This window comes from Burkholderia sp. BCC1644 (genome assembly GCF_902833225.1).
Lineage (GTDB): Bacteria > Pseudomonadota > Gammaproteobacteria > Burkholderiales > Burkholderiaceae > Burkholderia.
On sequence record NZ_CADFEI010000012.1, the window covers coordinates 213,655 to 238,366 of the forward strand.

Sequence of the window (24,712 nt, forward strand, 5' to 3'; positions counted from 1 at the left end):
GGCGCCGAGTTGCCCGGCAATCGCCGGGCCGGCGACGCTTACAGCCAGCCGTGCCGGTCGAGCACGTGGTGCACGGCGTCGATGCGTGCGCCGACATCCGGAAACTCCATCAGCTTCTGCCGCGCACGCAGGTCGAGCGGCAGCAGTTCCGCGAGGCGGTTGGACACCCAGCTCGGATCGTCGAGGCGGAACGGTTCGCCGAACGGCATTTTCTCCGGATCGGACTTCTTCAGCGCGTTGATGATGCGCTCGAGCACCTCGGCGCACGAACCGAATTGAGCGAGCGTCTGCTCGCCTTCGAGCGGGATGTCGTCGGGCAGCGGCTCCGCGATGCCGACCAGCAGTCCGTTGCCTTCCACGCGATACGACAGCAGCTCGAAACGCTGCGTGCCGACCGCCTGCAGATACAGCATCCCGAATTCACCGGTATCGCACTCGGTGATGCGCGCCATGCAACCGATGGTCTCGGGCACCGACACGGCGCCGTCCTGCGCGACCTCCGGCCCGCTCTTCAGCAGGCACACGCCGAACGGCGCGTCATCGCGCAGGCACGCGCGGGACATGTCGAGATAGCGCGCCTCGAACACCTTGAGCGGGAGCAGGCCTCCCGGAAACAATACCGTGTGCAGTGGAAACAGCGGCAGGTCGATCAGGGAGGTCGATAGGGAGGACATGGCGCGCTGACAAGGGAGCGGGCGTCGCTAGGGTCGGGCGACCTCGGAGACGAGCCGCGACGACGCGTCGACATCCACTGGCGCGTCACGATGCCGCACGATCACGTTCGCCTCGTGCGCAAGGCGCGCGGCGAGCGTTTCCGCGATGAACACCGAGCGATGCTGGCCGCCCGTGCAGCCGATGGCGACGGTCAGGTAGCTGCGGTTGTCATCACGGAAGTGCGGCAGCCATTTCATCAGGAACGCATGGATGTCGTCGATCATCTGGTGGACGATCGGCAGTGCGTCGAGAAAGGCGATGACCGGCTGGTCGAGCCCGGTGAGCGGGCGCAACTCGTGGTCGTAGTACGGATTCGGCAGCGCGCGCACGTCGAACATCAGGTCGGCGTCGAGCGGCACGCCGCGCTTGAAGCCGAACGACTCGAACATCACCATCAGGTCGTTGTCTTTCTGCTCGATGAAGCGCTTGACCCAGGTGCGCAGCACGTTCGCGCGCAGCGTGCTCGTATCGATCTGGTGGCCGAATTCGGCGAGCGGCGCGACGAGGTCGCGCTCGCGCTCGATCGCTTCCTCGAGCGACGACAGCAGGCCGACGTCCGCATCGTGCGACAGCGAGCCGGACAGCGGATGGCGGCGGCGCGTTTCGGAGAATCGCTGGATCAGCGCCTGGGTGCTTGCGTTGAGGAACAGCACGCGCACGTCGTGCTCGCCCGACAGTTCGCGGATCAGGCCGGGCATTTCGTCGAGCGACGCGCTCGAGCGCGCGTCGATCGCGACCGCGAGCCGCTGCTGGCCGTTCTGGGCGAGGTAGCGGGCGAGTTCGGGGAGCACGTGCGGCGGCAGGTTGTCGACGCAGTAATAGCCTGCGTCTTCGAGCGCGTTCAGCGCGACGGATTTGCCTGAGCCGGAGATGCCGGTGATAAGGACGATGCGCATGGGAAGCAGAGAATCCTGACGTTTCATCATAGCACCGGCTCGACGCGTCGGCGTTGCGCGGCCGGCGCGTGCGGGTTACACCAGTTTGCCGGGGAACTGACTGTCGGGATCTTGCATCGCGAGTCGTTGCCGATCCATGAAATCGCGCAACGTGTCGATTCCGCGCAACTGCAGGATCGTGTTCCGGACGGCCGCCTCGACCAGCACCGCCAGGTTGCGGCCGGCCGCCACCTGGATCGTGACCTTGCTGATCGGCAAGCCGAGCACGTCGACGGTCTGGCTTTCGAGCGGCAGGCGCTGGAATTCGCCGTCGGGGCGCCGTACGAGCTGGACGATCAGCTTCAGCTTCATTTTCCGCCGTACGGCGGTTTCACCGAAGATCGTCTTGATGTCGAGCAGGCCGAGGCCGCGCACTTCGAGCAGGTTCTGCAGCAGCGGCGGGCAGCGCCCTTCGACGAAATCGGGGCCAAGTCGGACGAAATCGACCGCGTCGTCGGCGACGAGGCCGTGGCCGCGGCTGATCAGTTCGAGGCCGAGTTCGCTCTTGCCGAGGCCCGAATCGCCGGTCAGCAGCACGCCCATCCCGAGGATGTCGATGAACACGCCGTGCAGCGTCGCGCGCGGCGCGAGGATGCGCGACATGTAGAGCCGAAGGCTGTCGATCACCGCGGCGGCCGACATCGGCGTCGTGAACAGCGGGGTGGACGAGCGCGTGCAGCGCAGCACGAGTTCGGGCGGGGCCGCGGCGCCGCCGGCGACGACGAGGAACGGCGGCTCGAGCGCGATCAGCTCGGCCATGTGGCGCGAGCGGTCTTCGTCGGTCTGCCGCTGGTAGTAGTCGATCTCGGCTTCGCCGAGCACCTGGATCCGGTTCGGGTGGATCAGGTTCAGGTGGCCGACGAGGTCGGCGCTCGACGTCGCATTGCCGACGGTGTCGGCGGAAAAGCCGCGCTCCCAGCCTTCATGCCCCGTCAGCCAGCTCAGTTTCAGCGTGGCCGCGTTGTCGTCGAAGATGCTCTGGGCGTTGATGCTGGACGTATCCATGACTCTCGTCACTCCAATGAGCCGGTGCATGCGCGCGGCGACGGGCGTCGCCATGCCGAGCCGGCGCCGGGCGGCCCTGGACGGCGGCATGTGCCGCCTCGTACCGGAAAAAATTCCGCCCGGATCAACTCAAGGTTGCCACTGAGTGAGCAGGCGATGCAACTCGGCGATATCCGTTTCGTTGTGCAGACGCTCGCGCGCGTCGCGATCGGATAGCAGTTGCGCGATTTCCGACAGGATCTCGAGGTGCTGCTGGGTGGCTTGCTCGGGGACGAGCAGGAAGATCAGGAGGCCGACCGGCTGGCCGTCGGGCGCTTCGAACGGGATGGCATCGGCGAGGCGGACGAACGCGGCGAGCGGGTGCTTGAGACCCTTGATGCGACCGTGCGGAATCGCGACCCCTTCGCCGAGCCCGGTCGAACCGAGGCGCTCCCGCGCGAACAGGTTGTCCGTGACGGTGCTGCGGGCGATGCCGTTCTGATTCTCGAACATCAGCCCGGCTTGTTCGAAGACGCGTTTCTTGCTGGTGACTGAGAGGTCGATGACGACGTTCTCTATGGGCAGGATTTTGGCTAGGCGATTCATGTTGGCAGGCGATTGGGCGGCCTGGGGTCTCCTTGCTGCGGCAGACTGATTTTCCATGTTCGGTGATATCAAGGCATGTGGCATCGGCAACCTGCTACGCAGCTACCGCACCCAACGCCCCCCGGCGATAACCGAAACATTATAGAGCACAGCCGCGTGCGTGGCGCGGCACGGTCGGACCGGTTGCACCATAGCGCGGAGTCGCAAAAAAAACGCCCGGCGAACCGGGCGGCGTGCGTGTTGCAGTGAAGGTTATTGCGGCGGCAGTTCGATCTGGTCGATCGACGGTTGAAGCTTGATCGGGTCGTGCGCGTGCGTTTGCAGGCGCTCCATGTGCTTGACGACCTGGCGATCCAGCTTGTCGATCAGCAAATCGATCGCAGCGTACAGGTTGCCGTTCGCGCTTTCGACGAAGATGTCCTTGCCCTTCAGGTGCAGGTTGATTTCCGCGCGCTGCTGCTTGTCCTTTTCCTTGTGATTGTCGACCGAGAGGATCACAGTGCCATCGATCACCTGATCGCTATGCCGTAGCACCCGGTCCAGCTTGGTGATCACGTATTCGCGAATTGCAGGCGTGACTTCGAGATGATGTCCACTGATCTTCAGGTTCATAGTGCTTCTCCAAGCGAGTGACCACCCGGCCGCATCGAGGCGGCGCTCCGGTCGACTTGCCCTGCCGCACGTGGCGGCGTATCGCTGACAGGTCGCCCGGCCTGTTCCCCGTGTGCGCGGTGGCCGGAACACGCCTGCCGCCGGGCAGGCAGCAGGCCTAAAGAGACTTTCGCAGATTGACGGCCGGGATCTTGAGGGCTTCGCGATATTTCGCAACCGTGCGGCGCGCGACCACGAACCCCTGTTCTGCCAGCAGCTCGGCAATGCGGCTATCCGAAAGTGGCGATTTTGGGTCTTCAGCTCCTATCAGTTGCTTGATCAGGGCTCGGATGGCGGTCGACGAAGCGGCGCCACCGGTGTCGGTCGAGACGTGAGATCCGAAGAAGTACTTAAATTCAAGCGTCCCGAACGGGGTCAGCATGTACTTCCCGGTTGTCACACGGCTGACAGTCGACTCGTGTAGGCCCAGCGTATCAGCTATTTCCCGCAAAACCAAGGGGCGCATGGCAATTTCACCGTGCGCAAAGAAGTTCTTCTGACGCTCGACAATAGCCTGCGCGACACGCAGGATCGTGTCGAAACGCTGCTGGATATTCTTGATCAGCCAGCGCGCTTCCTGGAGCTGTTGCTTCAGCGAACCGGCCGACGGATCACCGCGGCTGTTGCGCAGGATGTTCGCGTACAGGTTGTTGATCCGCAGGCGCGGCACGACTTCCGGATTGAGCTCCGCGAGCCATCCCTGGCCGGCCTTCTTCACGATGATGTCGGGCACGACGTAGTCGGCCTCGGCCTTGCCGTACGCGGCGCCGGGGAACGGCTCCAGCGAGCGGATCAGCGCATGCGCGTCGCGCAGCGCGTCGTCGCTTGCCTTCAGGTGCTTGCGCAACCGTGTGAAATCGCGGGCGGCGAGCAGTTCGAGATGCTGCGACACGATCTCGAGCGCGAGCGTGCGTGTCGGGGACGGATCGAGGCGCAGCAGTTGCAGCTTCAGGCATTCGGACGCCGAGCGCGCGCCGACGCCGGCCGGGTCGAAGCTGTGCAGCAGCGCGAGCGCCGCGTTCAGTTCGTCGCAGTCGATTTCCAGCTCGGGCGGCAGGTCGGTGAGCACTTCGTCGAGCGTCGCGGTCAGGTAGCCGTCGTCGTCGAGCGATTCGATCAGGAACATCACGAGCGCACGATCGCGCGGGCCGGCCTGCGTGACGCGCAACTGCGCGGACAGGTGGTCGCGCAGCGACGTCGCGGCTTCCTGCACCTGCAGCGGTGGGAGGTCGTCGTCGTCGGACGCGCCGCTCGCGCGGCCGAACTCATCGAGATTCCATTGCGGGCCGTCGTTGCCGTCGCCGGACCCATACCCGTCGTAATCGTCGGCGCCGCCTCGCTCGTCGCGCTCCGCACGATCGCTGGACGTGCTGCTGCCGTTTGACGAGGCCGGCTCGGTGTTCTGCGCGGGCGGCGTCTGCGCGATCAGCGATCCGTCCGCCGCGACGCGCAGCGGGCTCGCGATCCATTCGTCGTCGTTCTCGAGCAGCGGGTTCTGCGCGACGGCCATCGCGACTTCCTGCTGCAATTCGAGCGTCGACAACTGCAGGAGCCGGATCGACTGCTGCAGCTGCGGCGTCAGCGCCAGATGTTGCGACAGGCGGAGTTGAAGGCTGGCTTTCATGGCAAGGAGGGAGTCATACCGGCAGTTTGCCACGACCCAGGCGCGTTGAGCCATCCGCGATTACGCGCGGCGCGCGGCCCGGCCGCAAGCATGGCCGCGGGCATGGTTGCAAAGCGGGGAGCCGCCCCGCGCGGCGATGCCGGGCGGGGGCAGCCAGCCACGAGAGAGCGTTACATGCGGAAGTGTTCGCCGAGGTACACGCGGCGCACGCTTTCGTTTTCGATGATTTCGCTCGGTGCGCCGGCGGCGAGCACCGAGCCGTCGCTGATGATGTACGCGTGATCGCAGATGCCGAGCGTTTCGCGGACGTTGTGATCGGTGATCAGCACGCCGATGTTGCGCTGCTTCAGGAACTTGACGATCTTCTGGATCTCGAGCACCGCGATCGGGTCGACGCCGGCGAACGGTTCGTCGAGCAGGATGAAGTTCGGGTTGGTCGCGAGCGCGCGTGCGATTTCGACGCGGCGTCGCTCACCGCCCGACAGCGACAGCGCGGGGTTCTCGCGGAGGTGGCCGATCTGCAGTTCGTCGAGCAATGCCTCGGTGCGCGACGAGATCGCGTCCTTCGACAGCCGCTTGCCGTCTTCGCCGTGCTGCAGCTCGAGCACCGCGCGGATGTTTTCCTCGACGGTCAGCTTGCGGAACACGGACGCTTCCTGCGGCAGGTACGACAGGCCGAGCGACGCGCGCTTGTGAATCGGCAGCAGGCTGATCGAGCTGCCGTTCAGCGAGATCTCGCCCGCGTCGAGCGGCACGAGGCCGACGATCATGTAGAACGACGTGGTCTTGCCGGCGCCGTTCGGGCCGAGCAGGCCGACGACTTCGCCGCTCTTCACGTCGAGCGACACGTCCTTGACGACCGTGCGCGAGCCGTAGCGCTTCTTCAGGTTGCGGACGACGAGCGAGCTCGTGGTGCCGGCCGGCTGGCGGTTCGGTAGCGCGTTCATTGGCCCGGCGCTCCCTGGATCGTGGTCGACGGCGACAGCTTCGCCGGCGCGCCGTTCAGCGGCGCGGGGCCGCCATTCTTCGGCGACAGCATCGCGCGCACGCGGCCGTTCGGGTTGCCCGGCGCGGCGACGTCCTTGCCGCCCTTCGCGGTGTAGAAGTCACGCTGGCCGTCGTACGTGATCACGCTGCCGTGCACGGTATCGGCGACAGTCGACGTGCCCTGCAGGCGGCGTACGGTCGCGGCGGTCGTCAGCGTGGTCAGGTCCTGCTTGCCGTCGTAGTCGATGCGCTCGCCGTCGCCGTCGATGTATTCGTCGAGGCCTTCGCGCTTCTGGCGGAACGTCGCGTGCTTCTTGCTGCTGCCGAACGACGTTGCGTACTGATAGCCTTCCGGGTCCTGGCGCACTTCGACGCGATCGCCCTTGATGATGATCGTGCCCTTCGTGATCACGACGTTGCCGGTCGCGACCGTGACCTGCTTCAGGTCGTCATAGGTCAGGTTGTCGGCCTCGACGTTGATCGGCTTGCTCTGGTCGGCCTTCTCGGCATGGGCGAGCGGCGCCAGCCCGATCAGCGGGAGCGCCACGAGCGTCGCGGCGAGCGCGGCGCGGACGGCGCGCGCAGCGCCGCCGGAAATCTGTCGAGGGAACGGTTCGTTCATGCAGTCACGTGAGGGATGCGTCACTTGGGTTGACCTTTCGAGCCGCCGGACGTGTCCGCGGCGGCGATCGTGCCGCGCACGTTGCCGTAAAGCTCGATGACCCGGGTGACGTTGTTGTACTTCATGCCGTCGGTCGCGTTGACGAGCGACAGGCCGCGCTGAAGTTTAACCGGCTTTTCGGTCTGGATCACATCGTCATTGACGAAGATCCGGAAATGCTGGGAATCAGCCTGCATCTGCGGATCGCCGCCGCCGGCCGCACGGAGGATGCGCGCATTGTCGTACAAATCGACGATCGACACGTCGCCGTTGACGGTGCCGCGCTTCGCGGTGGTCGTCACGACCGGCTTGCCGGGCTGGAACGCGCGCATGGCCGGATCGGTCAGGTCGCTGTTTTCGGTGTCTTCGTAATGGATCAGCTTCGCGGCCGTCAGCCGGTACTGGGTCGTGCCGGACTGGTCGAGCTCGGTGACCGAGAAGTTGTCCGCGAAATAGTCGGGCGTGTGGCGCTTCGGCTGCACGATGCCCTCGCCGGGCGGCGGCAGCGTGGCCTGCAGCAGCCACCACGTGATGCCCGCGAGCGCGGCGACCGCGACGAGCGGCAGCAGCTGGGTCCAGCGGAAATGCGTATTCATCCGTCAGGCTCCGCAGGCCGCTGCGAGCAGCGCGTCGTAGCGGCGCTGCGCGCGCAGGATCGCGTCGCAGACTTCGCGCACGGCGCCCTGGCCGCCGCGGGCCTCGGCCACCCAGTGCGCACGGGCGATCACCTCGGGGTGCGCGTTCGCGGGGGCCGTCGCAAAGCCGCAGCGCAGCATCACGGGCAGGTCGGGCCAGTCGTCGCCCATGTAGCCGCACGCGTCGGCGGTGAGGCCGAGCGACGCGATCAGGTCGGCGAACACGGTGAGCTTGTTCTCGACGCCCTGGAACAGGTGCGCGATCTTCATTTCCTTCGCGCGCGCCGCGACGATGTCCGAGCGGCGGCCCGTGATGATCGCGGTCGCGATGCCGGCTTCGCCGAGCAGCTTCACGCCGTGACCGTCGAGCGAATTGAACGACTTCATCGTGTCGCCGGCCGCGGTAAACAGCAGGCCGCCGTCGGTCAGCACGCCGTCGACGTCGAAAATCATGAGCTTCACGCGGCTCGCGCGTTCGGCCGCAGTCAGCGCTGCGCTCATCAGATCACCTTCTTCGAAAACAGGTCGTGCATGTTCAGCGCGCCGATCAGCGCGCCGTCGGCATCGACCACGAGCATCTGGTTGATCCGGTGGCGCTCCATCAGTTCCACGGCTTCGACCGCGAGATGATCGGGTGCGATCGTGCGCGGGTCGCGCGTCATCACGTCGGTGATCGCCAGCGTGCGGAAATCGCCGTCGCGCGCGAGCACGCGGCGCAGGTCGCCGTCCGTGAAGATGCCGACGACCTTGCCGCCGGCGTCGACCACGGCCGTCATGCCGAGGCGCTTCGCGGTGATCTGGAACAACGCGTCCGACAGCGTCGCGTCGAGCCCGACTGACGGGACGTCGTCGCCCGAGCGCATCACGTCGCGCACGTAGGTGAGCAGGCGCCGGCCGAGCGCGCCGCCCGGGTGCGAGCGCGCGAAATCTTCCGAACCGAAGCCGCGCGCGTCGAGCACGGCGACGGCAAGCGCATCGCCGAGCGCGAGCGCAGCGGTCGTGCTCGCGGTGGGCGCGAGGTTCAGCGGGCACGCTTCCTTCGACACCGCGGCGTTCAGGTTCACGTCGGCGAGCGTGCCGAGGCTCGACTCCGCGCGGCCCGTGATCGCGATCAGCTTCGCGCCGATCCGCTTCACGAGCGGCAGGATCGCGACGAGTTCTTCCGACTCGCCGGAATAGGAGATGCCGATGAAGACGTCGTCGGAGGTGACCATCCCGAGGTCGCCGTGGCTGGCCTCGGCGGGGTGGACGAAGAAGGCCGGCGTACCGGTGCTGGCCAGTGTGGCTGCGATCTTGCGGGCGATATGCCCCGATTTGCCGATACCGGACACCACCACGCGGCCGCGGCAGCCGAGCAGCAGCGCGACGGCCTGGACGAAGCCGCCGTCGAGCTGGTCGCGCAGCGCGCGCACGGCGTCCGCCTCGATGTCGAGCACGTCGCGGGCGAGCGCGAGCGCCCGGTCATCATTGATTTTCGCTATCATGCGCGGAGTATAGCAAAGGCGTTTGTTCGCCGCGCCGGGCCTTCGGTCTCGTCCGATGTCGCCTGTCCACCGCCACCACCCGCGCCCGCATTGCCGTGGCCCCGACGAACGAGGACGCTTCGCCTGTGATTTCCCCGCTCGAAATGACCCTGCTGCTGCTGCTGGCCTCGGTGGTGGGCGTCGTCGTATTCCGCTCGTTGAACCTGCCGCCGATGCTCGGCTATCTGACCGTCGGCATCCTGGTCGGCCCGCATTCGTTCGGCATCGCCGCGGATCTCGAACGGGCCGAGCACCTCGCGGAATTCGGCGTGGTGTTCCTGATGTTTTCGATCGGCCTCGAATTCTCGCTCGCGAAGCTGAGGGCGATGCAGCGGCTCGTGTTCGGGCTCGGGTTGCTGCAGGTGGTCGCGACGCTCGTGCTCGCGCTCGTGCTCGGCATGGTGTTCGAGCACTGGGTGCACATCACGTGGCAGGGCAGCATCGCGCTCGGCGGCGCGCTCGCGATGTCGTCGACGGCGATCGTGTCGAAGATGCTCGCCGAGCGGCTCGAGATCGAGACCGAGCACGGCCGCAACATCTTCGGCGTGCTGCTGTTCCAGGATCTCGCGGTGGTGCCGCTGCTGATCGTGATCGCCGCGTTCGGCGCCGAATCGTCGAAGGACCTCGCGATCACGCTCGGCTTCGCGGCGGTGAAGATCGTGATCGCACTCACGCTGCTGCTGGTCATCGGCCAGCGCTTCATGACGCGCTGGCTCAACGTCGTCGCGCGGCGCCGCTCGCAGGAACTGTTCGTGCTGAACCTGCTGCTCGTCACGCTCGGCGCCGCGTTCATCACCGACCGCTTCGGCCTGTCGCTCGCGCTCGGCGCGTTCATCGCGGGGATGCTCATCTCCGAGACGCCGTTCCGCCATCAGGTGGAAGAGGACATCAAGCCGTTCCGCGACGTGCTGCTCGGCCTGTTCTTCGTGACGACGGGGATGCTGCTCGATCCGCGCGTGATCTGGGAGCACCCGTTGCTCGTGCTGGGCTTCTTCGTCGGTCAGATCCTGTTCAAGGGGACGATGATCGCGGGGCTCGCGCGGCTGTTCGGCGCGACGCCGGGCGTCGCGATGCGCACCGGCATCGGCCTCGCGCAGGCCGGCGAATTCGGCTTCGTGCTGCTGAACCTGATCCTCGACCGGCATCTCGTCGATTCGACGCTGCTGCAGGCGATCCTCGCGTCGATGCTGCTGTCGATGCTCGCCGCGCCGTTCCTGATCCAGAACGCCGACCGGATCGTGATGCGGCTGTCGTCGACGGAATGGATGCAGCAGTCGCTGCAGATGACGCGGATCGCGACGCAAAGCCTGAAGCAGCGCGGCCACGTGATCATCTGCGGCTACGGCCGTGCGGGGCAGAACCTGGCACGGATGCTCGAACAGGAAGGCATTTCGTACGTCGCGCTCGATCTCGACCCCGATCGCGTGAGCGCGGCCGCGACGGCCGGCGAATCGGTCGTGTTCGGCGACGCGGCGCGCCGCGAGTCGCTGCTCGCGGCCGGTATCCACCGCGCGGCGGCCGTTGCGATCACCTATGCGAACACGCCGTCGGCGCTGCGCGTGCTGCACCACGTGCACGAGCTCGAGCCGACGCTGCCGGCGATCGTGCGTACCGTCGACGATGCCGATCTCGAGAAGCTGCTCGCGGCCGGCGCGACCGAGGTGATTCCGGAAATCGTCGAGGGCAGCCTGATGCTCGCGTCGCACACGCTGGTGCTGGTCGGCGTGCCGATGCGCAAGGTCGTGCGGCGCGTCGAGGAAATGCGCGACGAGCGTTACAGCCTGCTGCGCGGCTATTTCCGCGGTGCGGACGACGCGGACGACGACGACCACGAGCAGGTGCGGCTACAATCGGTGCCGGTCGATGCGCGCGCGGACGCGGTCGGGCGTTCGCTGGAAGAACTCGGGCTGTATGCGCTCGGGCTGGAAGTCACGGCGATCCGCCGGCACGGCATCCGCGGCGTCGAACCCGATCCGCAGACCAAGCTGCGCGCGAGCGACATCGTGGTGCTGCGCGGGCTGCCCGAGGCGCTCGCGCTCGCGGAAGAGCGGTTGTCCCGTCATCGGCGCGATCCGCCGGCCGCGGCCGCTTGAGTCGCGATTCACAACCTGACCCGTATTTATTCGAAACGGTGCCCGATCTTCGCGCACCGTTTTTTTCGGAGAGTTTCATGCCGCATTCGTCGTCGGGCGCACCGCTCGATCCGGTCGCCTTCATCCACAGCCAGATCCGCACGGTGCCCGACTGGCCGCAGTCGGGCGTGCAGTTCCGCGACATTACGACGCTGCTGCAGAGCCCGAAGGCGCTGCGCATCCTCGTCGACCTGTTCGTCGAACGTTATGTCGATGCGAAGCTCGACTACGTCGCGGGCCTCGACGCGCGCGGCTTCATCATCGCGCCGATCGTCGCGTACGAGCTGAGCGTCGGCTTCGTGCCGATCCGCAAGGTCGGCAAGCTGCCGTACAAGACGCGCTCGGAATCGTACGACCTCGAATACGGCAGCGCGACGGTCGAGATCCACGAAGACGCGTGCCGCCCCGGCGACCGCGTGATCATCATGGACGACCTGATCGCGACCGGCGGCACGATGATGGCGGGGCGCAACCTGCTGCAGCGGCTCGGCGCAGTGGTCGTCGAAGGCGCGGCGATCATCGACCTGCCCGATCTCGGCGGCTCGGCGCTGCTGCGCAACGCGGGCCTGCCCGTCTATACCGTTACCGAATTCGGCGGCCACTGAGCGCAGGCCAGCGTCAGCGTCCGTCATACAGCGAGGTCACGATGCCCAATTTCATGCTGTTTCTCGCCACGTCGATCGCGATCACGTTCGCGCCCGGTCCCGACAACCTGCAGGTGCTCGCGCGCGGCATCTCGCAGGGCCGCGCGGCCGGCTTCGTCGCCGCGCTCGGCTTCACCGCCGGGATCCTGTTCCACACGACGCTCGCGGCGCTCGGCGTCGCGGCCGTGCTGCGTTCGTCGCCGGTCGCGTTCCAGATCCTGAAGCTCGCGGGCGCGGCCTATCTCGTGTGGATCGGCATCAAGGCGCTGCGCAGCCAGGGCCTCGCGAACGCGCACGCGCGCCCGCCGCAGCCGCTCGGCACGATCTTCCGGCAGAGCGTGATCGGCAACCTGATGAACCCGAAGGTCACGCTGTTCTTCGTCGTGTTCCTGCCGCAGTTCGTCGATCCGCATGGCGCGCAGGGCGTGACGCTGCAGATGTTCGAGCTCGGCGCGCTGTTCATGCTGCAGACGGCCGTGGTCTTCTCGCTGTTCGGTGTCGGCGCGGGCATGATCGGCGCATGGCTGAAGCGCCGCCCGAAGGCCGGCGTGTGGCTCGACCGGATTGCCGGCGCGACGTTCATCGCGATCGGCATCCGCGTCGCGCTGAAGGACTGATCGCGATGACGTTTCCGAGTATCGCGGCCGCGCGACGTTTCGATCCGGCCGCGCACCTGCGTTTCGAGATCGCCGGCCAGGCGGTCGGTTGGGTGCGCCGCCAGGACGTCGCGAAGCTCGCGCGCTGGCCCGACGTGTTCGAGCTGCCCGGCGAGCGTGTCGTGCTGTCGGCGCGCTACGACTCGGTCGACGCGCGCAGCATGGCGCTGGCAAGTGCGATCGGCGCGCTCGCGGCCGAAGGCGCGATTCCCGGCTGGCGCGACGAGATCTACGCGATCCGCAACCGCTTCGACGATCCGCCGCTCGCGTACATCGAGCGCGCCGCGTCGCGCTTCTTCGGCACGCAGACCTATGCGGTGCACGTGAACGGCATCGTAGAATATGCGGTTGCGCCGGGCGAGCCGCGCGCGACGACCGTGCCGCAGATGTGGCTCGGCCGCCGCAGCGAGACCAAGGCCACCGACCCCGGCATGCTCGACAACGTCGTCGCGGGCGGTATCGGCTGGGGCCTGGGCGTTCACGAGACGCTCGCGAAGGAGTGCTGGGAAGAAGCCGGCATTCCGCCCGAACTGGCCGCGCGCGCGATCGCGGGCCGCGCGGTGCAGGTGCTGAATTCGCTGCCGGAAGGCACGCAGTCCGAACTGATTTTCGTGTACGACCTGCCGCTGCCGCAGGATTTCGCGCCGCGCAACCAGGACGGCGAAGTGGCCGAGCACCTGCTGGCCGGCGTGCCCGAGGTGATCGGCTGGCTGCGCGAAGGCCGCGCGACGATGGACGCGAGCCTCGCGACGCTCGACACGCTGCTGCGCCACGGCTGGATTCCGGCGGCCGACGCGGCCGGCATCGACGCGCTGTTCGCCCCGGCCGCGTGACGCAGTCGCGGCGAACGGGCAATTTGACGAATACGGAAACAAAGGGAGTAGCGGTCATGCCGACCGATCACAGCTTTATCTTGAAACTGTCGTGCCCCGACCGGCACGGCATCGTCCACGCGGTCTCGGGCTTCCTGTTCGACCGCAGCAACAACATCCTCGATTCGGCGCAGTTCGGCGACAGCCGCACCAGCGAGTTCTTCATGCGCGTGCACTTCGAGCAGGACGGCGACGGCACGGATGCCGCGACGGCGCTCGACACGCTGCGCAAGGAGTTCGCACCGCTCGCCGAGCAGTTCTCGATGCGCTGGGAGCTGCACGACGCGGCCGTGAAGCCGCGCGTCGTGATCATGGTGTCGAAGATCGGCCATTGCCTGAACGACCTGCTGTTCCGCTATCGCACCGGCCAGCTGCCGATCGAGATACCGGCGATCGTGTCGAACCACAAGGAGTTCTACCAGCTCGCCGCGAGCTACAACATCCCGTTCCATCATTTCCCGCTGATCGGCGGTTCGACCGATGCCGCGAAGGCCGCGCAGGAAGCGCGCGTGCTGGAAGTGATCGACGAGCACCAGGCCGATCTCGTCGTGCTCGCGCGCTACATGCAGATCCTGTCGCCGAACATGTGCCAGCAGCTCGCCGGGCGCGCGATCAACATCCACCATTCGTTCCTGCCGAGCTTCAAGGGCGCGAAGCCTTACTACCAGGCGTTCGACCGCGGCGTGAAGCTGATCGGCGCGACCGCGCACTACGTGACGACCGATCTCGACGAAGGCCCGATCATCGAGCAGGAAGTCGAGCGCGTCGACCACAGCATGACGCCCGACCAGCTGACCGCGATCGGCCGCGACGTCGAGTGCGTGACGCTCGCACGCGCGGTGAAGTGGCACGTCGAGCACCGGATCGTGCTGAACGGGACCAAGACGGTCGTATTTCGCTGATTGACCGGCGCGGGCCCGTACCAGCAAAAACGCCGCACCCTTTACGGGGTGCGGCGTTTTTTATTGCTTGAGCGCGCTGGCTGCTTCAGATCAGCCGCAGCAGGTACAGCTCGCGTTTCAGGTACGCATAGAAGATCGGCGCGGCGATCACGCCGGGCAGCCCGAACGCGGCTTCCATGATCAGCATCGCGAGCAGCAGCTCCCACGCGCGCGACTCGATCTGGCCGCCGATGATCTTCGCGTTCAGGAAGTATTCGAGCTTGTGGATGATCACGAGGAATGCGAGCGACGCGATCGCGGTGCCCATGCTGACCGACAGCGACACGGCGACGATCAGCGTGTTCGAGATCAGGTTGCCGATCACGGGCAGCAGGCCGACGATGAACGTGACGAGCACGAGCGTTTTCGACAGCGGCAGCCGCTGGTGGAAGATCGGCAGCGCGACGAGCAGGTAGATGCCGGTGAACACCGCATTGATCGCGGAGATCTTGATCTGTGCGAACACGATTCGGCGGAATGCGTCGGCGAAGCGCGACACGCGCGTGACGAGCGCGGTCGACAGCGGCCGGCGCACCTTGCCGTGCTCGACGCCGATCGCGATCATCGCGCCGATGATCATGCCGAACAGTATGTGGCCGAAGCCGCGGGCGACGCTCTTGCCGCTCTGCTGGAGCTGGTCCATGTGCGAGTGCATCAGCACGGCGGCCTTCGTCTTCATCTGCTCGACGTCGACGGGCAGCAGGTTGGCGATCCAGGCCGGCGTGCGCGCGCGGGTCTGCTCGACGATCTGCATCAGCTGGTCGAGCAGGCTCTGCAGGTTCGGCACCGTGCGCTCGAAGTGTTCGATGATGCCGATCGTCAGGCTCGTCAGCGCGCCGACGATCGCGATCGACAGCAACACGACGGCGACCCAGCGCGCGCGCATGCTCGTGGTGTGGCGTTCGATCACGGGGGCGATCGTGTGGATCAGCTGGTAGACGAGCAGGCCGGCCAGCAGCCCGCCGAGCAGCTTGAGCTCGATCACGAGCCACATGGCCAGGATCGCGAACAGGTAGCTGCCGATCTCGAGCGCCGACAGCTTCGGCAGGCTGAAGTCACTCGTCAGCCGCACGCTGCGCAGGTGCGGTTCGCGATTCTGCGCATCGCGCGACGAGTCTGGTTGCTTCTCCATCGTGGATTCCTGTCGTTCGTGTGTCATGCCGCGGAATGCGCGGCAGAGCCGTGTTCGCCCGGCGCCGCACCGGATTGGTGCGTGTGGAGAACCTTACGACCGTAAAGTATAGCTGCCATTATGGTCCGCAATGGGGCCGTTTGGCGCATGGTGTAAACGCAGAAGGGAAAACGAGGGGCGGCCGGTTGCGCGGCGCGGAGGGACGCGCGCGCGGCCGGGCGGCCGCGCGCGGGAAGGCGGCGGCCGTCAGCCGGCCGCGACCTTGCGGGCCGTGCGCTTGAGCAGCGGCGCGAGGTACTTGCCGGTGAAGCTCGCCTTCGTCTTCGCGACCTGCTCGGGCGTGCCCTGCGCGATGATCTGGCCGCCGCCGGCGCCGCCTTCGGGGCCGAGGTCGATCACCCAGTCGGCCGTCTTGATCACGTCGAGGTTGTGCTCGATGATCACGACCGTGTTGCCCTGGTCGCGCAGCCGGTGGATCACTTCGAGCAGCAGCGCGATGTCGTGGAAGTGCAGGCCGGTGGTCGGCTCGTCGAGGATGTACAGCGTGCGGCCGGTATCGCGCTTCGACAGCTCCAGCGACAGCTTCACCCGCTGCGCCTCGCCGCCCGACAGCGTCGTGGCCGACTGGCCGAGGCGGATGTAGCCGAGGCCGACGTCGAGCAGCGTCTTCAGCTTGCGCGCGATGACCGGCACCGCGCTGAAGAACTCGTACGCGTGCTCGACGGTCATGTCGAGCACTTCGCTGATGTTCTTGCCCTTGTACTGCACTTCGAGCGTTTCGCGGTTGTAGCGCTTGCCGTGGCACACGTCGCACGGCACGTAGACGTCCGGCAGGAAGTGCATCTCGACCTTCAGCACGCCGTCGCCCTGGCACGATTCGCAGCGGCCGCCCTTCACGTTGAACGAGAAGCGGCCCGGATCGTAGCCGCGCTCCTTCGAGGTCGGCACACCCGAGAACAGCTCGCGGATCGGCGTGAACAGGCCCGTGTACGTGGCCGGGTTCGAGCGCGGCGTGCGGCCGATCGGCGACTGGTCGACGTTGATCACCTTGTCGAAGTGCTCGAGGCCCTCGATCGCCTCGTGCGGCGCCGGTTCGGCCGACGAGCCGTACAGGTGGCGCGCGACCGCGTGATACAGCGTGTCGTTGATCAGCGTCGACTTGCCGGAGCCCGACACGCCGGTGATGCAGGTCAGCAGGCCGATCGGCAGCTCGAGATCGACGTGCTTCAGGTTGTTGCCGTACGCGTCGACGATGCGCAGCATCCGTTCGGGATCGGGTGCGAGCCGCTCGTCCGGGTACTCGATCGTGCGCTTGCCGAGCAGGTACTGGCCGGTAAGCGACTGCGGGTTCGACTGCACCTGCTTCGGCGTGCCTTCGGCCACGATCACGCCGCCGTGCTCGCCCGCGCCGGGGCCCATGTCGACGACGTAGTCGGCCGTGCGGATCATGTCCTCGTCGTGCTCGACGACGATCACCGAGTTGCCCAGGTCGCGCAGGTGCTTGAGCGTCGCGATCAGGCGGTCGTTGTCGCGCTGGTGCAGGCCGATCGACGGCTCGTCGAGCACGTACATCACGCCCGTCAGGCCCGAGCCGATCTGCGACGCGAGCCGGATGCGCTGCGCCTCGCCGCCCGACAGGGTCTCGGCGCTGCGCTCGAGCGACAGGTAGTCGAGGCCGACGTTGTTCAGGAACGTCAGGCGCGCGACGATTTCCTTGATCACCTTGTCGGCGATCTCGCGCTTCGCGCCTTCGAGCGTCAGGCCGTCGAAATAGCCGAGCGCGTCGCGCAGCGGCCAGCCGCTGATTTCATAGATGCCGCGCGCGTAGTCGCCGGTGCCGATCCGCACGTGGCGTGCTTCGCGGCGCAGGCGCGTGCCGTCGCACGACGGGCACGGCTGGTTGTTCTGGTACTTCGACAGCTCTTCGCGCACCGCGACCGAATCGGTCTCGCGGTAGCGGCGCTCGAGGTTCGGGATGATCCCCTCGAACACGTGCTCGCGGATCGTCGTGCGGCCGCGCTCGTTGATGTACGAGAACGGGATCGTCTGCTTGCCCGAGCCGAACAGCAGCACCTTGCGGATCTTTTCCGGGAGATCCTCGAACGCGGCGTCGATGTCGAATTCGTAGAACGCCGCGAGACTCTGCAGCATCTGGAAGTAGAACTGGTTGCGGCGGTCCCAGCCCTTCACCGCGCCGGCGGCGAGCGACAGCGACGGGTGCGCGACGACCCGCTTCGGGTCGAAGAACGTGATCTGGCCGAGGCCGTCGCATTCCGGGCACGCGCCCATCGGGTTGTTGAACGAGAACAGGCGCGGCTCGAGCTCCTGCAGCGAGTACGAGCAGATCGGGCACGCGAACTTCGAGCTGAACAGGTGCTCGCGGTCGGTGTCCATCTCCAGCGCGATCGCACGGCCGTCGGCGAGGCGCAGCGCGGTCTCGAACGATTCGGCGAGCCGCTGCTTCATGTCCGGGCGCACTTTCAGGCGGTCGACGACGACGTCGATCGTATGCTTGTCGTTCTTCTTCAGCTTCGGCAGCGACTCGACTTCGTAGATCTTCGCGACGCCTTCGTTCGCGGTGCCGCCGCCCGAGCGTACGCGAAAGCGCACGAAGCCCTGCGCCTGCATGTCCTCGAACAGCTCGGCGTGCTCGCCCTTGCGGTCGGCGACGACGGGCGCGAGGATCATCAGCTTGGTTTCCTCGGGCAGCGCGAGCGCCGCGTCGACCATCTGCGACACGCTCTGCGCCTCGAGCGGGATCTCGTGGTCGGGGCAGTAAGGCGTGCCGACACGTGCGTACAAAAGTCGCAGGTAGTCGTGGATTTCGGTGACCGTGCCGACGGTCGAACGCGGGTTGTGGGACGTTGCCTTCTGCTCGATCGAGATCGCGGGCGACAGGCCCTCGATCAGGTCGACGTCGGGTTTCTCCATCAACTGCAGGAACTGGCGGGCATATGCGGACAGGCTTTCGACGTAGCGGCGCTGGCCTTCGGCATAAAGGGTGTCGAACGCGAGCGACGACTTGCCCGACCCGGACAACCCGGTAATCACGACCAGCTTGTGGCGCGGCAGGTCGAGATTGACGTTTTTCAGGTTGTGGGTGCGTGCCCCACGGATACGGATCTGTTCCATGAACCTGGCGAAAATGGAGGGAACCAAACCTGCTACTATAACGGCTTTTCGAGACCGTCGTTTACGGCCCCCAGCCTTTACAGCAGGTGGCAGCAAGGCGACACCCGCACCGGGGAAAGCGGTCGCGCCGCACGGTTCCGGGCGGCCCGCAGGCCGTCAGCATCCTGCTCCGGCGTGTCGCCCGCCAGGCCTCCCGGGCCGCCGGTCCTGATCTTCCGCCGCCCGCCGCCGGGCGGACACTCCGATCATTCGAAATTCATTCCCGATGTCCAATCCGTCTGCCACGTCTTCCCGCATGACTGCGCCTGAACTGCGCGCGACCACGTCGCTCGCGGCGATCTTCGCGCTGCGCATGCTCGGCCTGTTCATGATCATGCCGGTGTTCTCGGTCTACGCGAAAACCATCCCGGGCGGCGACAACGTGCTGCTCGTCGGCCTCGCGCTCGGGGCCTACGGCGTCACGCAGTCGCTGTTCTATATCTTCTACGGCTGGGCGTCCGACAAGTTCGGCCGCAAGCCGGTGATCGCCACGGGCCTCGTGATCTTCGCGATCGGCAGCTTCGTCGCCGCGTCCGCGCACGACATCACGTGGATCATCGTCGGCCGCGTGATCCAGGGGATGGGCGCGGTGTCGTCCGCGGTGCTCGCGTTCATCGCCGACCTGACCTCCGAGCAGAACCGCACGAAGGCGATGGCGATGGTCGGCGGGTCGATCGGCGTATCGTTCGCGGTCGCGATCGTCGGCGCGCCGATCGTGTTCCACTGGGTCGGGATGAGCGGGTTGTTCGCGATCGTCGGCGTGCTGTCGATCCTCGCGATCGGCGTCGTGCTGTGGATCGTGCCCGACGCGGCGAAACCCGTGCACGTGCCCGCGCCGTTCGCCGAGGTGCTGCACAACGTCGAGCTGCTGCGCCTGAACTTCGGCGTGCTGGTGTTGCACGCGACGCAGACGGCGCTGTTCCTCGTCGTGCCGCGCCTGCTGGTCGACGGCGGGCTGCCGGTCGCCGCGCACTGGAAGGTCTACCTGCCGGTGATGGGGCTCGCGTTCGTGATGATGGTCCCGGCGATCATCGTCGCGGAAAAACGGGGCAAGATGAAGCCGGTGCTGCTCGGCGGCATTCTGGCTATCCTGATCGGCCAATTGTTGCTCGGCAGCGCACCGCATACCATCCTGATTGTGGCGGCGATTCTCTTCGTCTACTTCCTCGGTTTCAACATCCTGGAAGCGTCGCAGCCGTCGCTCGTGTCGAAGCTCGCGCCCGGTTCGCGCAAGGGCGCGGCCACGGGCGTCTACAACACCACGCAGTCGATCGGGCTCGCGCTCGGCGGCATCGTGGGCGGCTGGCTGCTGAAGCACGGGGGCGCCAACACGGTCTTCTATACGTGTTCGGGGCTCGTGGCCGCGTGGCTTATAATCGCGGCCAGCATGAAAGCGCCGCCGCGCAAGGCCTGAATCTTATTTCGGGCAGGCGCCGGCCGCGCGCCGGCTTGCCCGGCGGGCCGTCCCGGCAATATGCGCCGGCGGCCCGGCATCGAATTTACTGGAGAAACACATGGCATCCGTCAACAAGGTCATCCTCGTCGGCAATCTCGGCGCCGATCCTGAAGTCCGTTACCTGCCGAGCGGCGACGCGGTTGCGAACATCCGTCTCGCGACGACCGACCGCTACAAGGACAAGGCAAGCGGCGATTTCAAGGAAATGACCGAGTGGCATCGCGTCGCGTTCTTCGGCCGTCTGGCGGAAATCGTCAGCGAATACTTGAAGAAGGGTTCGTCGGTCTATATCGAAGGCCGCATCCGCACGCGCAAGTGGCAAGGCCAGGACGGCCAGGATCGTTACTCGACCGAAATCGTGGCCGAACAGATGCAAATGCTCGGCGGCCGCGGTGCGGGCGGCGGCGGTGGCGGTGGCGGTGGCGGCGGTGACGAAGGCGGTTACGGCGGCGGCTACGGTGGTGGTGGCGGCGGTCGCGGCGAGCAGATGGAGCGCGGCGGTGGCGGCGGCGGTCGTGCCGGCGGCGCGGCGCGTGGCGGTGCTGGCGGCGGCGCGCAAAGCCGTCCGAGCGCACCGGCCGGCGGCGGCTTCGACGAGATGGACGACGATATCCCGTTCTGATCGCCCAGTCGGCATCTCGCATCGCGATGGGCCCGAATGTCCGAGTCAAGCCGTTTGCTTGGCTAGGGCCTTCGGGCCTTGCTTCGTTTACGGCGTTCCAGTTCCTGTAAGTCGCACTCCGGGTAAAACGTGGCTGACGAACTTCCCGACCTCATCGTCGACCGTCTCGACGTGCTGTTCTGCGGGATCAATCCCGGCCTGACCGCGGCCGCGACCGGGCATCACTTCGCGGGGAGAAGCAACCGCTTCTGGCGCGTGATCCATCTTGCCGGCTTCACGCCGACGGAAATCGCGCCGCAGGACGATCGCGCGATCCTCCAGTACGGCTGCGGCCTGACGGCGGTCGTGACGCGGCCGACGGCGAGTGCCGACCAACTCTCTCGCGCGGAATTCATCGCCGCGGCCGCCGCGTTCGAGCAGAAGATCGTGCGTTACCGGCCGCGCTTCATCGCCTTTCTCGGCAAGGCCGCATACTCGGCGCTGTCGGGGCAGCGCGAAGTCCAGTGGGGCTTGCAACCGGCCTGCATGCAGGGGGCGAGTGTCTGGGTGCTCCCCAATCCGAGCGGTCGAAATCTTGCGTTCGGTCTCAATGAACTGGTCGACGCGTACCGTCAGCTTTTTCTCGCTGCATCGGCGGCAGGGCAGCATGCGGCGCAATAAGACCGCGCCCCTTTGGCCGGGCACGGTGCTGCCGCGCGCGTTCTTCGATCGCGCGGCCACCGACGTTGCCCCGCAACTGCTCAACAAGATCCTCGCGGCGGCGGACGGCCGCGCCGGCCGCATCGTCGAAGTGGAAGCGTATGCCGGCGCGATCGATCCGGCGGCACATACCTATCGCGGCAGGACGCCGCGCAACGCGACGATGTTCGGGCCACCGGGGCATCTGTACGTCTATTTCACGTACGGCATGCACTGGTGCTGCAACTGCGTGTGCGGCCCGGACGGCACGGGCACCGGTGTGCTGATCCGCGCGCTGGAGCCGCTGCACGGGCTCGAGCAGATGCGGGCGGCGCGGCCGCCGCAGACGCGCGATCGCGACCTGTGCCGCGGGCCGGCGCGGCTGACCCAGGCGATGGGGATCGGCGGCGCGCAGGACGGCGTCGACCTGGTCGATGCGCGCGACGGATTCGCGATCGTCGACGACGGCATCGCGCCGCCCACGGATCCGACGAGCGGCCCGCGCATCGGCATTCGTGTCGGCGTGGCATTCCCGTGGCGGTGGTGCGTGCCGGGCAACCGGTATGTGTCGGGCGCGCTGCCGCGCATTTGACGCGCGCCGTCCACAGTCGCATGCAATTCGACCTGCGTCACGCGGCCGCCATGATTGACCGGCTAAGCTGGTCCTTTCGACGTTCGATCGAGGGGACACCATGCGGCGGGTCGTATTCAACCAGAAGGGCGGCGTGGGCAAGTCGACGATCGTCTGCAACCTGGCGGCGATCAGTGCGAGCGAAGGGCTGCGCACGCTCGTCATCGACCTCGATGCGCAGGCGAACTCCACGCGCTACCTGCTCGGCGATGCCGCGGCCGACGCGCAACCGGGCGTTGCCGGTTTCTTCGAAACCGCGCTGACCTTCAACTTCCGTCCGGTCGACGTCGCGTCGTTCATCCATCCGACCCCGTTCGAAGGGCTCGACGTGATGCCCGCGCATCCGGATCTCGACACGCTGCACGGCAAGCTCGAATCGCGCTACAAGATCTACAAGCTGCGCGACGCGCTGAACGAGCTCGACACCTACGACGCCGTGTACATCGACACGCCGCCCGCGCTGAATTTCTATACGCGCTCGGCGCTGATCGCGGTCGAGCGCTGCCTGATCCCGTTCGACTGCGACGATTTCTCGCGCCGCGCGCTGTACACGCTGCTCGAGAACGTGAAGGAAATCCAGCAGGACCACAACGCGGCGCTCGAGGTGGAAGGGATCGTCATCAACCAGTTCCAGCCGCGCGCGAGCCTGCCGCAACGGCTGGTCGACGAGCTCGTCGACGAAGGGCTGCCGGTGCTCGCGTCGAGGCTGTCGGCGTCGGTGAAGATTCGCGAATCGCATCAGCAGTCGATGCCGGTGATCCATCTCGAGCCGGGGCACAAGCTCGCGCAGGAATTCCGCGCACTGCATCGCGAACTGGCCGGCTGATTCCGCGCTTTCCCGTGTCGACCGCGGCCGCTTCATGCGGCCGTATTTTCATTGCGACCCGCAATTCATCCGATCATTGATTCCGTCATTAATAATCCCGGAAACGATTTCATAATAAATCCAGAAAAAACGATTACATAAGTGACTGCTCCATTTTCAATGCGCGCCGGTTTTCTAATAAACGGAATAATGGATTGGTAAATGTTGCGCGACGTCACGATGCGCTATCCTGTAAAAAGGTAAAAAGGCATTGCGGGACCGAACCCCTGCGGAATCCTCTCTGCTATGTCGGCGTGTCGGGAGTTTCGGCGGCTAACGGGGATGATAATAAGGGTTTACACCTAGTATTAATGCCATTTAATTGACAATTAATCGATCTAGAATGGCCTTCTTCAACTTCCCGTACTCAAATAAGTGACGGGTTGTCAATAAGGAAGCAGTGGCCGGTCGAGCTTCCATTTTTCTTTACGTCGTCTCTCGCATTGCTAACAGGAGCGTGCCCGATGTCCGTATTTGCCCCCGAAAAACTCAGCGCCGATTATCAGTCCGGTATCGCCGCGTGGTTTGCGATTGCCCGTCCGGCGATCCACGGTTTCGAGGCTGTCGTCGAACTCAACCTGCAGGCGGCCCGGACGGCGCTCGAAGAGTACGAGGACAAGCTGAAGAACGCGTTCAACAGCAGCAATCCGGCCGCGGGCTTCGCGCAGCAGATCGCCGCGCCGCAGGAAGCAGCCGGCAAGGTGGTGTCGTACGGCCGTCATCTGTTCGACATCGCGGTGTCGACGCAATCCGAATGGGCGAAGGTCGCGCAGGCGCAGTACGAACAGAACGACAAGCGCCTGAAGGACGCGCTCGGCGAACTGTCGAAGCACGCGCCGGCCGGCTCGGCGCCGGTCGTGGCCGCGCTGAATTCCGCGCTGTCCGCGGCGACGGCCGCGGCCGACTCCGTGCGTGCAGCGACGGGTCAGGCGATCGAAGCCGCACAGAGCGGTTTCGACGCGGTCAGCGAAACGGCCACGCGCGGCGCCAAGCAGACGGCTGCCGCCGCACGCAAGGACGCAGCTGCGCGCGAATCGGCTGCGTAACTGCATGACGGCGTGTCGCGCGAGAGCGCGACACGCTTGATCGGCGCCGGATGGCGCCGGACGCCGTGTGTGCTACGCGGCGTCCGGCGGCCGTCCGGTTCGCCGCAGGGCGCCCGTGCCGGTGTGCCGCCGGTGTGCGCGAGCGCCGTCCGCCCCATGGCGGCGTGCGACCGTGATCGCGCCGGAGGGCGCGACGTGCGCCATCGCCCGTTGCAGCCGGCGCATGCCGGCGTCAGAACGACGAACTGATTTCGAAGCAGGAATTGAACATGACGGACGTAGTGATCGTATCGGCCGCGCGGACCGCGGTCGGCAAATTCGGCGGCTCGCTTGCGAAGATTGCGGCGCCCGAGCTGGGTGCGACGGTGATCCGCGCGGTGCTGGAGCGTGCGGGCGTGAAGCCCGATCAGGTTAGCGAAGCGATCATGGGCCAGGTGCTGACGGCCGGCTCGGGGCAGAACCCGGCGCGGCAGTCGCTGATCAAGGCCGGGCTGCCGACGGCAGTGCCGGGGATGACGATCAACAAGGTGTGCGGCTCGGGCCTGA

The 24,712-nt window shown here is 66.4% G+C and carries 24 protein-coding genes and 1 pseudogene; 12 read left to right on the plus strand and 13 right to left on the minus strand.

Annotated features, from left to right (window positions below; translation table 11 throughout):
• Window positions 1–38: 38 nt before the first annotated feature.
• From HWX87_RS24270 to kdsD, 11 genes are all read right to left on the minus strand, one after another.
• Window positions 39–674, minus strand: a complete 636-nt coding sequence (locus HWX87_RS24270) for an LON peptidase substrate-binding domain-containing protein (protein WP_176049642.1) — start codon at window positions 672–674, stop codon at window positions 39–41.
• Window positions 675–701: 27 nt separating this feature from the next.
• Complete coding sequence (rapZ, locus tag HWX87_RS24275) at window positions 702–1,610, minus strand: RNase adapter RapZ (RefSeq protein WP_176049643.1); 909 nt, start codon at window positions 1,608–1,610, stop codon at window positions 702–704.
• Between the two features lie 75 nt (window positions 1,611–1,685).
• On the minus strand, window positions 1,686–2,654 hold the full coding sequence (hprK, locus tag HWX87_RS24280; RefSeq protein WP_011353227.1) for an HPr(Ser) kinase/phosphatase: 969 nt from the start codon (window positions 2,652–2,654) through the stop codon (window positions 1,686–1,688).
• A 129-nt stretch (window positions 2,655–2,783) separates the two neighbouring features.
• Complete coding sequence (locus tag HWX87_RS24285) at window positions 2,784–3,296, minus strand: PTS sugar transporter subunit IIA (protein ID WP_034195643.1); 513 nt, start codon at window positions 3,294–3,296, stop codon at window positions 2,784–2,786.
• Window positions 3,297–3,491: 195 nt separating this feature from the next.
• Window positions 3,492–3,851, minus strand: a complete 360-nt coding sequence (gene raiA / locus HWX87_RS24290; RefSeq protein WP_006477786.1) for a ribosome-associated translation inhibitor RaiA — start codon at window positions 3,849–3,851, stop codon at window positions 3,492–3,494.
• Between the two features lie 157 nt (window positions 3,852–4,008).
• The gene (locus tag HWX87_RS24295) at window positions 4,009–5,514 is read right to left on the minus strand and encodes an RNA polymerase factor sigma-54 (RefSeq protein ID WP_176049644.1); all 1,506 of its coding nucleotides are present in this window, start codon (window positions 5,512–5,514) and stop codon (window positions 4,009–4,011) included.
• Window positions 5,515–5,684: 170 nt separating this feature from the next.
• Complete coding sequence (gene lptB, locus HWX87_RS24300; RefSeq protein ID WP_034189275.1) at window positions 5,685–6,461, minus strand: LPS export ABC transporter ATP-binding protein; 777 nt, start codon at window positions 6,459–6,461, stop codon at window positions 5,685–5,687.
• Entirely contained in the window at window positions 6,458–7,123 is a 666-nt protein-coding gene (lptA, locus tag HWX87_RS24305) for a lipopolysaccharide transport periplasmic protein LptA (RefSeq protein ID WP_176049645.1), read from the minus strand. The genes lptB and lptA overlap by 4 nt, the downstream gene beginning before the upstream one ends.
• A gap of 20 nt (window positions 7,124–7,143) precedes the next feature.
• On the minus strand, window positions 7,144–7,758 hold the full coding sequence (gene lptC / locus HWX87_RS24310; RefSeq protein ID WP_176049646.1) for an LPS export ABC transporter periplasmic protein LptC: 615 nt from the start codon (window positions 7,756–7,758) through the stop codon (window positions 7,144–7,146).
• Between the two features lie 3 nt (window positions 7,759–7,761).
• Entirely contained in the window at window positions 7,762–8,298 is a 537-nt protein-coding gene (locus HWX87_RS24315; protein WP_176049647.1) for an HAD family hydrolase, read from the minus strand.
• On the minus strand, window positions 8,298–9,281 hold the full coding sequence (gene kdsD, locus HWX87_RS24320) for an arabinose 5-phosphate isomerase KdsD (RefSeq protein ID WP_176049648.1): 984 nt from the start codon (window positions 9,279–9,281) through the stop codon (window positions 8,298–8,300). The genes HWX87_RS24315 and kdsD overlap by 1 nt, the downstream gene beginning before the upstream one ends.
• Window positions 9,282–9,406: 125 nt before the next feature.
• On the opposite strand from kdsD, the gene HWX87_RS24325 reads away from it, so the two are divergent.
• The 5 genes from HWX87_RS24325 (at window position 9,407) to purU (ending at window position 14,526) form a co-directional block, all read left to right on the plus strand.
• Window positions 9,407–11,413 (plus strand): monovalent cation:proton antiporter family protein, encoded by a 2,007-nt coding sequence (locus HWX87_RS24325; RefSeq protein WP_176049649.1) that lies wholly within the window; start codon window positions 9,407–9,409, stop codon window positions 11,411–11,413.
• A 77-nt stretch (window positions 11,414–11,490) separates the two neighbouring features.
• Window positions 11,491–12,057 carry an adenine phosphoribosyltransferase gene (locus tag HWX87_RS24330; protein WP_176049650.1) on the plus strand — a complete coding sequence of 189 codons (567 nt, stop codon included), beginning with the start codon at window positions 11,491–11,493 and terminating at the stop codon, window positions 12,055–12,057.
• 41 nt (window positions 12,058–12,098) lie between these two features.
• A complete protein-coding gene (locus HWX87_RS24335; RefSeq protein ID WP_176049651.1) occupies window positions 12,099–12,713 on the plus strand; it encodes a LysE family translocator in 615 nt (204 codons plus the stop codon).
• A 5-nt stretch (window positions 12,714–12,718) separates the two neighbouring features.
• Entirely contained in the window at window positions 12,719–13,585 is an 867-nt protein-coding gene (locus tag HWX87_RS24340; protein WP_176049652.1) for an NUDIX hydrolase family protein, read from the plus strand.
• 56 nt (window positions 13,586–13,641) lie between these two features.
• Entirely contained in the window at window positions 13,642–14,526 is an 885-nt protein-coding gene (gene purU / locus HWX87_RS24345; protein WP_176049653.1) for a formyltetrahydrofolate deformylase, read from the plus strand.
• An 85-nt stretch (window positions 14,527–14,611) separates the two neighbouring features.
• On the opposite strand, the gene HWX87_RS24350 is transcribed toward purU, so the two are convergent.
• Together HWX87_RS24350 and uvrA are read right to left on the minus strand one after the other, a co-directional pair.
• On the minus strand, window positions 14,612–15,697 hold the full coding sequence (locus HWX87_RS24350; protein WP_176049654.1) for an AI-2E family transporter: 1,086 nt from the start codon (window positions 15,695–15,697) through the stop codon (window positions 14,612–14,614).
• A gap of 246 nt (window positions 15,698–15,943) precedes the next feature.
• The gene (gene uvrA / locus HWX87_RS24355) at window positions 15,944–18,829 is read right to left on the minus strand and encodes an excinuclease ABC subunit UvrA (RefSeq protein WP_176049655.1); all 2,886 of its coding nucleotides are present in this window, start codon (window positions 18,827–18,829) and stop codon (window positions 15,944–15,946) included.
• 265 nt (window positions 18,830–19,094) lie between these two features.
• Between uvrA and HWX87_RS24360 the strand changes: the two genes are divergently transcribed.
• From HWX87_RS24360 to HWX87_RS24390, 7 genes and pseudogenes are all read left to right on the plus strand, one after another.
• Window positions 19,095–20,282 carry an MFS transporter gene (locus HWX87_RS24360; protein WP_048025666.1) on the plus strand — a complete coding sequence of 396 codons (1,188 nt, stop codon included), beginning with the start codon at window positions 19,095–19,097 and terminating at the stop codon, window positions 20,280–20,282.
• A gap of 100 nt (window positions 20,283–20,382) precedes the next feature.
• Window positions 20,383–20,946: a single-stranded DNA-binding protein gene (locus tag HWX87_RS24365; protein ID WP_176049656.1), complete on the plus strand. Its 564-nt coding sequence runs from the start codon at window positions 20,383–20,385 to the stop codon at window positions 20,944–20,946.
• A 129-nt stretch (window positions 20,947–21,075) separates the two neighbouring features.
• On the plus strand, window positions 21,076–21,606 hold the full coding sequence (gene mug / locus HWX87_RS24370; RefSeq protein WP_176049657.1) for a G/U mismatch-specific DNA glycosylase: 531 nt from the start codon (window positions 21,076–21,078) through the stop codon (window positions 21,604–21,606).
• Complete coding sequence (locus HWX87_RS24375) at window positions 21,593–22,216, plus strand: DNA-3-methyladenine glycosylase (RefSeq protein ID WP_176049658.1); 624 nt, start codon at window positions 21,593–21,595, stop codon at window positions 22,214–22,216. Before mug ends, HWX87_RS24375 begins: the two co-directional genes overlap by 14 nt.
• Before the next feature lie 100 nt (window positions 22,217–22,316).
• The gene (locus tag HWX87_RS24380) at window positions 22,317–23,081 is read left to right on the plus strand and encodes a ParA family protein (RefSeq protein ID WP_176049659.1); all 765 of its coding nucleotides are present in this window, start codon (window positions 22,317–22,319) and stop codon (window positions 23,079–23,081) included.
• Window positions 23,082–23,584: 503 nt separating this feature from the next.
• Window positions 23,585–24,166: a TIGR01841 family phasin gene (gene phaP / locus HWX87_RS24385; RefSeq protein ID WP_176049660.1), complete on the plus strand. Its 582-nt coding sequence runs from the start codon at window positions 23,585–23,587 to the stop codon at window positions 24,164–24,166.
• A 269-nt stretch (window positions 24,167–24,435) separates the two neighbouring features.
• Window positions 24,436–24,712: pseudogene (locus tag HWX87_RS24390) on the plus strand (acetyl-CoA C-acetyltransferase); the annotation flags it as partial.